Origin of the sequence: Lentzea aerocolonigenes (assembly GCF_000955955.1) — a bacterium.
Classification (GTDB): domain Bacteria; phylum Actinomycetota; class Actinomycetes; order Mycobacteriales; family Pseudonocardiaceae; genus Lentzea; species Lentzea aerocolonigenes_A.
The window spans coordinates 1-9,660 of record NZ_JYJG01000547.1; the positions used below are offsets into that span (position 1 = coordinate 1).

The 9,660-nt window shown below is 68.7% G+C and carries 9 protein-coding genes and 1 riboswitch; of the genes, 5 read left to right on the forward strand and 4 right to left on the reverse strand.

Features of this window, described 5'->3' with window-relative positions; translation table 11 throughout:
- Positions 1-127 precede the first annotated feature (127 nt).
- Positions 128-631 carry an EF-hand domain-containing protein gene (locus UK23_RS46440; RefSeq protein ID WP_082115534.1) on the forward strand — a complete coding sequence of 168 codons (504 nt, stop codon included), beginning with the start codon at positions 128-130 and terminating at the stop codon, positions 629-631.
- On the opposite strand, the gene UK23_RS49600 is transcribed toward UK23_RS46440, so the two are convergent.
- Genes UK23_RS49600 through UK23_RS46455 form a run of 3 tightly spaced genes read right to left on the reverse strand, consistent with a single transcriptional unit; the run spans position 610 to position 2,097 of the window.
- On the reverse strand, positions 610-1,161 hold the full coding sequence (locus tag UK23_RS49600; RefSeq protein WP_052685658.1) for a maltokinase N-terminal cap-like domain-containing protein: 552 nt from the start codon (positions 1,159-1,161) through the stop codon (positions 610-612). The genes UK23_RS46440 and UK23_RS49600 overlap by 22 nt on opposite strands.
- Before the next feature lie 10 nt (positions 1,162-1,171).
- The gene (gene folE / locus UK23_RS46450) at positions 1,172-1,720 is read right to left on the reverse strand and encodes a GTP cyclohydrolase I FolE (protein ID WP_045318260.1); all 549 of its coding nucleotides are present in this window, start codon (positions 1,718-1,720) and stop codon (positions 1,172-1,174) included.
- Positions 1,717-2,097 carry a DoxX family membrane protein gene (locus tag UK23_RS46455; protein ID WP_045318261.1) on the reverse strand — a complete coding sequence of 127 codons (381 nt, stop codon included), beginning with the start codon at positions 2,095-2,097 and terminating at the stop codon, positions 1,717-1,719. The genes folE and UK23_RS46455 overlap by 4 nt, the downstream gene beginning before the upstream one ends.
- 78 nt (positions 2,098-2,175) lie before the next feature.
- Between UK23_RS46455 and UK23_RS46460 the strand changes: the two genes are divergently transcribed.
- Positions 2,176-2,823, forward strand: a complete 648-nt coding sequence (locus UK23_RS46460; RefSeq protein ID WP_045318262.1) for a helix-turn-helix transcriptional regulator — start codon at positions 2,176-2,178, stop codon at positions 2,821-2,823.
- A gap of 3 nt (positions 2,824-2,826) precedes the next feature.
- On the opposite strand, the gene cobN is transcribed toward UK23_RS46460, so the two are convergent.
- A complete protein-coding gene (gene cobN / locus UK23_RS46465; RefSeq protein WP_045318263.1) occupies positions 2,827-6,393 on the reverse strand; it encodes a cobaltochelatase subunit CobN in 3,567 nt (1,188 codons plus the stop codon).
- Positions 6,394-6,427: 34 nt separating this feature from the next.
- A riboswitch (cobalamin riboswitch) is annotated at positions 6,428-6,560 on the reverse strand.
- Positions 6,561-6,568: 8 nt separating this feature from the next.
- Between cobN and UK23_RS46470 the strand changes: the two genes are divergently transcribed.
- Genes UK23_RS46470 through UK23_RS46480 form a run of 3 tightly spaced genes read left to right on the forward strand, consistent with a single transcriptional unit; the run spans position 6,569 to position 9,629 of the window.
- Positions 6,569-7,549, forward strand: a complete 981-nt coding sequence (locus tag UK23_RS46470; RefSeq protein ID WP_045318264.1) for a hypothetical protein — start codon at positions 6,569-6,571, stop codon at positions 7,547-7,549.
- The gene (locus UK23_RS46475; RefSeq protein ID WP_045318265.1) at positions 7,546-8,166 is read left to right on the forward strand and encodes a precorrin-8X methylmutase; all 621 of its coding nucleotides are present in this window, start codon (positions 7,546-7,548) and stop codon (positions 8,164-8,166) included. The genes UK23_RS46470 and UK23_RS46475 overlap by 4 nt, the downstream gene beginning before the upstream one ends.
- The gene (locus UK23_RS46480) at positions 8,163-9,629 is read left to right on the forward strand and encodes a precorrin-2 C(20)-methyltransferase (RefSeq protein WP_045318266.1); all 1,467 of its coding nucleotides are present in this window, start codon (positions 8,163-8,165) and stop codon (positions 9,627-9,629) included. Before UK23_RS46475 ends, UK23_RS46480 begins: the two co-directional genes overlap by 4 nt.
- Positions 9,630-9,660 lie beyond the last annotated feature (31 nt).

The following is a 9,660-nucleotide window of genomic DNA, read 5'->3' on the forward strand; positions in this document are numbered from 1 at the left end:
GAGCCGTGAGAACGCGACCATCGAAGCGTCTGACACCCCAGGTTCTTGCTGACCTGACAAAGCACTACTAGTTCGGACCCGTTCGGCCGATAGTTTCCGTTGCAACATTCGGCCTATCGTGCTGCGCATGGCCAGTGACCTGCAGCGACGCAAGGTGACCGTGGTGTTCGGCGCGATGGACGCGAACAGTGACGGCTTCCTGACCGAGAGCGACTTCCGTGCGCTCACCGCACGTTGGGTGTCGCTGCGCGGCGGCGACGAGGAACTGCTGTCCGGCGTGATGATGGGCTGGTGGGCGACCCTGCAGGCCATCGCAGGCAAGGACGAGGTGACCATCGACGCCGTCCTGAGCATTGTGGACGCGCTCCCCAAGACCCCGGAAGCCGTCATCGACACCGCCGAGGCGATGTTCGCGGCCGTCGACGAGAACCGCGACGACTACATCTCGAAGTCCGAGTACCAGACGATGATCGCCGCCTGGCTGGGCCACGACGGCGTCACCGACTTCGCCGCGCTGGACTCCGACGGCGACGGCAGGCTGTCGCGCGAGGAGTTCTCCCAGCTGTGGTACGAGTTCTGGGCCGGCGACGACGCGGAAGCCGCCGGCACCTACGTCTTCGGACCGGTCTGACGGACCACCGCGAACCGCCCCGCTCCGTCCTGCCAGGAACCGGTGACCACGCCGAGCGCGTCCTCAGGTGGACCATTCTGGACGATCCGCCGGTCGAGGTCGATCGTCACCGGGCCCGTCACTGGACGGATCAGCGCGCCACGTGCCTGTGCCAGGCCGAAACCGGTGCGGGCGGCCGAATCCGAGACCCCGCCGGTGGCGACGAGGTCGAGGATCGCGGCAGTCCACACCGGGTCCGTCACGGCGTCGTAGATCCACCGCGTGCCGAGGACGCTGTGCTCGGCGGTCGTGACGAGCGAACCCTCTTCGAGTGGTGCGGGGCGGTAGGTCAGCGGCACCTGCCACACCGCCTCGCCGTCGTGGAGCAGATGCGTCTCCACGCCGACCTGACCCGCCGGGTCCTCGAACCGGAAGAACCCGGCAGGCCTCAGCACACCGCTTCCCTCATACCACGGTTGCCTCGCGATCCAGGCCGGCAGGAAGTCGCGAAACGACGGCGTCAGCGTGGCACCAGTGTGAATCTTCCCCATGCGTCGCAGGTTACGCGTGCACGAGCGTGAAGAACTCCTGACGTGACGCGGGATTGTTCCGCAGCACGCCCTGCAGCGCGGACGTGACGGTGCGGGATCCGTTGACCCGCACGCCTCTCAGCGTCATGCACATGTGCTCGGCCTCGATCACGACGCCGACTCCCTTGGGCTGCAGGTGTTCCTGCAGCCAGTCCGCGACCTGTTTGGTCAGCCGTTCCTGCACCTGCAGGTCCCGCGCGAACTTCTCCACGACCCGCGCGAGCTTCGACAGGCCCAGAATGCGTTCACCCGGCAGGTATCCGACGTGCGCCACCCCGTGGAACGGCAGCATGTGGTGCTCGCACAACGACTGCACGGGAATCCCGCGCGCCAGCACCAGTTCGTCGTAGCCCTCGTCGTTCGGGAACGTCGTGAGGTTGAACGACCGGGGCGTCAGGAGCTCGGCGTACGCCTCGGCGACGCGCCGCGGGGTGTCGGCCAGGTGCTCCGAGAAAGGGTCCTTTCCCAGTGCCTTCAACAGGTCGGCGACCGCCTGCCGCGCCCCCTCGGTGTCGATCATGCGCGCACCGCGAGCCGGGACAGGGCGAGCGCACCGACCAGCAACCCGAAGTCGCGCAACGCGATGTCGTAGTAGCCGGGCCCGGTCACCAGGTTGATGATGATTCCGAGCAGCCACGCGGCGACGACGAGCCCGCCCCACTTCGGCTGCAGCGCCACGAGCACGCCGGCCACGATCTCGATCACGCCGACGATGTACATGGCGGTCTGCGGCGTGCCGGGCACGATCGAGTCGATCCACGGCGCCAGGTAGACGGGCCAGTCGACGAGCAGGTTGAAGAACTTGTCCAGCCCGAACAGGATCGGCGCCACCGTGAACACCGTCCGCAAGAGCACGAACGCCTGGGTCGTCGGATCCGTGCGCGTCAGGACTGCCATGACTCCTCCTTCTAACGACAACTTCGGTTAACGTTAGAACCAGGTGCCGATTTTCGTCAACTGGAGTAGGTTTTAGAGATGGCCGACCACGTCGCCGCCGTCGCGGCCCTCGACGAGCCGAACCGGCGCAAGCTCTACGACTACGTGGCGCGGCAAACCGCGCCCATCAGCAAGGACGAGGCCTCGGAGGCCATCGGGCTGCCGCGCACGACGGCGGCCTTCCACCTCGACAAGCTGGTCGAGATGGGGCTGCTGGACGTGATCCACGAGCGCCGGTCGGGACGAACCGGTCCCGGCGCCGGCCGTCCGGCGAAGCTCTACCTGCGGTCCGAGCAGCAGATCGAGGTGTCACTGCCGGACCGGCGGTACGAGGCGGCGAGCCATCTGCTCACGGACGCGCTGCTGGAGTCCGAGACGACGGGCGAACCGGCGCGCGAGATCCTGAACCGCCGCGCCTACGAGTGGGGCGAGGACCTGGCGGGAGAAGCCGGCGGCGATGTCGTGCAGGCGTTGGAGGACCTCGGTTTCGAGCCACAGCAGGAGAACACGACGATCCTGCTGGGCAACTGCCCGTTCCACAGCCTCGCGCAGAAGCACACCCAGTTGGTGTGCGGGATGAACCTGTGCCTGATCAGCGGAATCCTGGACGGGATCGAGGCCCGCAGTCACACCGCGAGCCTCGATCCGTCACCAGGTCACTGCTGCGTGAAGCTGGATCAGGCCTGACGGTCAGGCGCCGTCTTCCAGATCCCCTTCGGTCTCCAGGTAAGCTGCCCTGAGCGCGTCCAAAGTGGACGGTTCCGGGTGCTCCCACATCTTGCGCTCGGCTGCTTCCAGAAGGCGTTCGGCGATGCCGTGCAGCGCCCAGGGGTTCGACGCCTGCATGAACTTCCGCGTCTCCGGGTCGAGCACGTACGTCTCGGTCAGCTTCTCGTACATCCAGTCCGCGACCACACCGGTCGTCGCGTCGTACCCGAACAGGTACTCGACCGTCGCCTGCAGCTCGAACGCGCCCTTGTAGCCGTGCTGCCGCATCGCCCCGACCCAGCGCGGGTTCACCACGCGCGCCCGGAAGATCCGCGACGTCTCTTCGGTCAAAGTACGAGTCCGGACGGCTTCCGGACGCGTGCTGTCACCGACGTAGGCCGCGGGTGCCTTGCCCGTCAACGCCTTCACCATCGTGACCATGCCGCCGTGGTACTGGAAGTAGTCGTCCGAGTCGGCGATGTCGTGTTCACGGGTGTCGATGTTCTTGGCCGCCACCGCGATCCGCCGGTACGCCGACTCCATGTCCTCGCGCGCCGCCACACCGTCGACGCCGCGACCGTAGGCGTAGCCGCCCCACACCGCGTAGACCTCGGCGATGTCCGACGAGTCGCGCCAGTTGCGGCTGTCGATCAACGGCAGCACGCCCGCGCCGTACGCACCCGGCTTCGAGCCGAAGATCCGCAGCGTCGCCCTGCGCTGGTCGCCGTGCTCTTCCAGATCCCGCAACATGTGCGCCCGCACGAAGTTCTGCTCCGCAGACTCGTCCAGGTTCGCCACGAGCTGCACCGCATCGTCCAAAAGGGACACGACGTGCGGGAAGGCATCGCGGAAGAACCCGGAGATGCGGACCGTCACGTCGATGCGCGGCCTTTCCAGCTCCTCCAGGCTGATGACCTCGAGGCCGGTGACCCGGCGCGACTGGTCGTCCCACACCGGCCGCACACCCAGCAGCGCGAACACCTCGGCGATGTCGTCACCGGCCGTGCGCATCGCCGACGTGCCCCACACCGACAGGCCGACGGACGGCGGCCACTCGCCGTCGTTCTCCTCGCGGTACCGGGCGAGCAGCGAGTCCGCCATCGCCTGGCCGGTCTCCCAGGCGAGCCGCGACGGGATCGCCTTCGGGTCGACCGAGTAGAAGTTGCGCCCGGTCGGCAGCACGTTCACCAGGCCGCGCAACGGAGATCCGGACGGCCCTGCCGGGATGTACCCACCGTCCAGCGCGTGCAGCACGTGCGTCATCTCGTCGGTGGTACGAGCCAACCGGGGAACGACCTCGACTGCGGCGAACTCCAGGATCTTCTGCACATCTGGCGACTCGTGCAAAGTACTAGCCACGGCGGCATCCCAGCCCGCGTCCTCCATCGCCTGGACGAGTACGCGAGCCTGTTCCTCAACGGCGTCGACGTCTTCGCGAGCCGTGGTGGTGAGCCCGAGCGCCTCCCGCAGCCCCGGCAACGCGGCGACCTGACCGCCCCACATCTGCCGCGCCTGCAGCATCGCGAGCACGAGGTTGACCCGCACCGACCCGGTCGGCGCCTCACCGAGGATGTGCAGCCCGTCGCGGATCTGCACGTCCTTGACCTCGCACAGCCAGCCGTCGACGTGCAGGATGAACTCGTCGAACTCCGCATCGTGCGGCCGGTCGTCCAGGCCGAGGTCGTGGTCGAGCTTCGCGGCCTTGATCAGCGTCCAGATCTGCGCGCGGATCGCCGGCACCTTGGCCGGGTCCATCGCGGAGATGTTGCCGTACTCGTCGAGCAGCTGCTCCAGCCGCGCGATGTCGCCGTAGCTGTCCGCGCGGGCCATCGGCGGCACCAGGTGGTCGACCAGCGTGGCGTGCGCGCGCCGCTTCGCCTGCGTGCCCTCGCCGGGGTCGTTCACGAGGAACGGGTACACCAGTGGCAGATCGCCGAGTGCCGCGTCCGTGCCGCACGACGCCGACATGCCGACCGTCTTGCCCGGCAACCACTCCAGGTTGCCGTGCTTGCCGACGTGCACCACCGCGTCCGCGCCGAACGACGACTCGATCCACCGGTACGCCGCGAGGTAGTGGTGCGACGGCGGCAGGTCCGGGTCGTGGTAGATCGCGATCGGGTTCTCGCCGAACCCGCGCGGCGGCTGCACGATCACGACGACGTTGCCCGACTCCAGCGCCGCCAGCACGATCTCGCCGTCCTTGGACCTCGAGTGGTCGACGAACAACGAGCCCGGTGCCTCGCCCCAGTGCTCCTGCATCGACTCGCGGAAGTCGTCCGGCAGCGTGTCGTAGAACTCGCGGTAGTCCGCCGCCGCGATGCGCACCGGGTTGCTCTCGAACTGCTCCTGCGTCAGCCAGTCCGCGTCCTGCCCGCCGGCCGCGATCAGCGCGTGGATCAGTGCGTCGCCGTCCAGCTCCTGCACGCCGGGCAGCTTGTCGCCGATGTCGTAGCCGTGGTCTTCCATGGCCTTGAGCAACCGGACCGTGGAGGCGGGCGTGTCGAGGCCGACCGCGTTGCCGATCCGCGAGTGCTTGGTGGGGTAGGCCGACAGCATCACCGCGATCTTGCGGTCCTCGGCCGGGATGTGGCGCAACTTGCCGTGCCGGACCGCGATGCCGGCGACGCGCAGCGCCCGTTCCGGATCGGCCACGTAGACCGTGAGGCCGTCCTCGTCGATCTCCTTGAACGAGAACGGAACCGTGATGATCCGGCCGTCGAACTCGGGAATCGCGACCTGGGTCGCGGTGTCCAAGGGGGACAGCCCGTCGTCGTTCTCGTCCCACGACTCGCGGCTCGACGTGAGGCACAACCCTTGCAGGATCGGCACGTCGAGCGCCGCCAGCGCCCCGACGTCCCACGCGTCGTCATCGCCACCCGCCGACGCCTTCGCAGGGTTCGTGCCACCCGCGGCCAGCACCGTGACGATCAGCGCGTCGGCCTGCCTCAGCGTGTCCAGCAGCTCGGGCTCTGCCGTGCGCAACGACGAGCAGAACACCGGCAGCGGCTTCCCGCCCTTGGCCTCGATCGCGTCGCACAACGCGTGCACGAACGCGGTGTTCCCGGCGACGTGGTGCGCCCGGTAGTAGAGCACCGCGACGGCAGGGCCTTCTTGTGCGGTTTCTTCGCGCTCCAGCACACCCCAGGTCGGCGTGGCCTGTGGCGTCGCGAACCCGTGCCCGGTCAGCAGAATCGTGTCCTCGAGGAACTTGTGCAGCTCGGCGAGGTTCTGCGAGCCGCCGTGCGCGAGGTAGAGGTGCGCCTCGGCACAAACCCCGCCCGGCACCGTCGACAGCTCCATCAGCGCGGCGTCCGGCTGCTGCTCACCACCGAGCACCACCACGGGCAACCCGCTGGCCAGCAGCCAGTCGAGCCCTTCCTCCCACATCCGGCGCCCACCGAGAATGCGCACCACCACGAGGTTGACGCCCTCGATCAGTGCGGGCAGGTCGCCGGCCGTGAGCCGGGCGGGGTTGCCGAGCCGGTACTCGGCACCACTGGCACGCGCCGACAGCAGGTCGGTGTCGGAGGTCGACAGCAGCAGGATCACGCAGGCTCCATCCCTCGTGGGGTCCGCGCCCCAGGTTGCGGGTGACTGGCGAAGCAGAGTTCCTGACTCCCAGCGGGTGCTGGTCACAGTGGCGGGACCGCGCCGGATTCACACCGGCTTCCTCCTGCGCTTCGTCGTTCGGGCTCACCCTAACCGGCGGGTTACAGTCCGACCTATGCGTACTCACCCGGATGCCTGCCCCGGCGCGGTCGAGCTGCACGCCGCAGCCGACGGCGGCCTCGCGCGCATCCGGGTCCCCGGCGGCACCCTTTCGGCAGCTCAGTGGGACGTGGTGCGTACCGCCGCCGTGGAGCTCGGAAGTGGCTCACTGGAGCTGACCTCGCGCGCGAACCTCCAGATCAGGGGCCTGCCGGACGGCGTAGAACTGGGTGCGCGGCTGCGTTCGGCCGGCCTGCTGCCCTCCGGCACCCACGAACGCATCCGCAACATCATCGCCGCGCCGTTGGAGGACAACCAGCCGCTGGTGGACGCCCTGGACACGGCCCTGTGCGCCGACCCGTCGCTGGCCTCGCTACCAGGCCGTTTCCTGGTCACGGTAGGCGCCTCGGTGAGCGGCCTCGGCGGCGACTTCGGCCTGGTCGACGACGTCCTGCTGCTGGCGGGAACCGATACAGGCGTGCGTGTCCAGGACCCCGTCGACGCCGTGGTGACCGCCGCCCGCCTCTTCCAGGAGCTGCGCGGAAGCGCCTGGCGCCTGTCCGAAGTGGACGACGGTGTGCGAAAGATCACCGAGCACTTCGGCACCACCGACGCCCCGCGCATCACCCCGGCTGTGACGCCCGTCGCACCCTCGCCGGCCACTCCCGGTGTGCCTCTCGGCCGCCTCGACGCTCAACTCCTGCCCGGCATCCCGGTCCGGCTGACCCCGTGGCGCAGCTTGATCGTTCCCGCCGGCACCGACACGTCCGGCCTGATCACCGACCCGGCCTCCCCGTGGCACGGCGTGAGCGCGTGCACGGGCCGCCCCGGCTGCGCCAAGTCGCTCTCCGACGTCCGCGCTGATGCGCGCGCCTGGCTAGGAACCCCGCACTCGCTCCCGGTCCACTGGTCGGGTTGCTCACGCCGATGTGGTCGCCCGGCCGGCGATGTGATCGAGTTCGTCGCGACCGGCGACGGCTACGAGGAGCTCAGGTGACGGAGTACATCAAGGACGGGCAGGAGATCTACCGCCAGTCCTTCGCCACTATTCGCGCGGAATCGGACCTCACCAGGTTCCCAGCGGACGTCGCGAAAGTCGTCGTCCGCATGATCCACGCGTGCGGCATGACCGACCTCCCGGACGACGTCGCCTTCTCCCCCGACGTCGTCCGCAACGCCCGTGCGGCACTGCAAGCGGGCGCCCCGATCCTCTGCGACGCCAACATGGTCGCGTCCGGCGTCACCCGCCGCCGCCTGCCCGAGGACAACGAAGTCCTGTGCTACCTCCAGGACCCGCGCACGCCCGCCAAGGCCCACGAGATCGGCAACACCCGCAGCGCCGCCGCCTTGGAGCTCCTCCAAGACCGGTTCGAGGGTGCCGTCATCGCCATCGGCAACGCCCCCACCGCGCTCTTCCACCTGATCGACCTGATCGAAAAGGGTGCCGGAAGACCAGCCGCGGTCCTCGGCATCCCGGTGGGCTTCATCGGAGCGGCGGAGTCCAAAGAAGCTTTGGCCGCAACGGACTTGGAGCATCTCGTGGTCCACGGCCGGCGCGGCGGCAGCGCCATGACGGCAGCGGCCATCAACGCGATCGCGAGCGAGGAAGAATGACGGGCAAGCTCTACGGCGTCGGCCTGGGTCCCGGCGACCCGGAACTCGTGACGGTCAAGGCCGCACGACTCATCGAAGAGGCCGACGTGGTCGCCTTCCACAGCGCCCGCCACGGCCGCAGTGTCGCCAAAACCATTGCGGAGCCTTATTTCCGCAGCCAGAATGATCCGAATCCGCAGATCCTCGAGCAGCTGGTCTACCCGGTGACGACCGAGGACACCGACGACTACCAGGGCGAGATCGACCAGTTCTACGAGGAAGCCGCCGCACGCCTCGCCGCCCATCTCGACGCCGGCCGGAACGTCGTCGTCCTGGCTGCCGGCGACCCGTTCTTCTACGGCTCGTACATGCACATGCACAAACGCCTCAAAGACCGCTACGAGTGGGAAGTCGTCCCCGGCGTCACGAGCGTCAGCGGCGCGAGTGCGGTCCTCGGCACCCCGCTGGTCGAGCGCGACGAGGTCCTCACGATCCTGCCCGGCACCCTCCCACCGGCCGAGCTCGCCGCACGCCTCAAGAGCACCGACTCGGCCGCGATCCTCAAACTGGGCCGCACCTTCGGCAACGTCCGGCAGGCTCTCGAAGAAGCCGGCCGCCTCGACAACGCCTGGTACGTCGAACGCGCCACCACGGGCCGCCAGAAGACCTCACCGCTGGCCGACGTCGATCCCGGCACGGTCCCGTACTTCTCCCTGGCCCTGCTCCCCAGCCGCTCCAAGCCGAAGCCGGACAAGGGCGAGGTCACCGTCGTCGGCCTCGGCCCCGGCAGCAGCGACTGGCTCACTCCGGAAGCCCGCCACGAACTCAACGAGGCCGACGACCTCGTCGGCTACACCACCTACCTCAACCGCGTCCCGGACCGCCCCGGCCAGACCAAGCACGCGTCCCACAACCAGGTCGAGTCGGAACGAGCGGCGTTCGCGCTCGATCTCGCGCGCAAAGGCAAGCGAGTAGCGGTCATCTCCTCCGGCGACCCAGGCGTGTTCGCCATGGCCACCGCCGTCCTGGAAGTCGCCGCGGAGACCGGCGACATCCCGGTCAAGGTCATCCCGGGCGTCACCGCGGCGAACGCCGTGGCAGCCAGGGCAGGCGCGCCACTGGGCCACGACTACGCGGTGGTCTCGTTGAGCGACCGGCTCAAGCCGTGGGACGTCATCGCCGAACGCCTGACCGCCGCAGCCAAGGCGGACCTGGTGATCGCCATCTACAACCCGGCGTCCAAGGCCCGCACGCACCAGGTCCAGGAGATGCGCGACCTGCTCCTGCAGCACCGCACCCACGAAACCCCCGTGGTGGTCGGCCGGGACGTGGGCGGTCCTGAAGAAGAGATCCGCGTCGGAACCCTCGGCGGACTCGACCCGAGCACGATCGACATGCGCTGCCTGCTGATCATCGGCTCGTCGCAGACCGTCGTGACGCCCCAAGGCGTGGTCTTCACCCCACGCCGCTACCCGACGAGCTAGTGGCCCCTAGTAGTGCTTTGTCGGGTCAGCA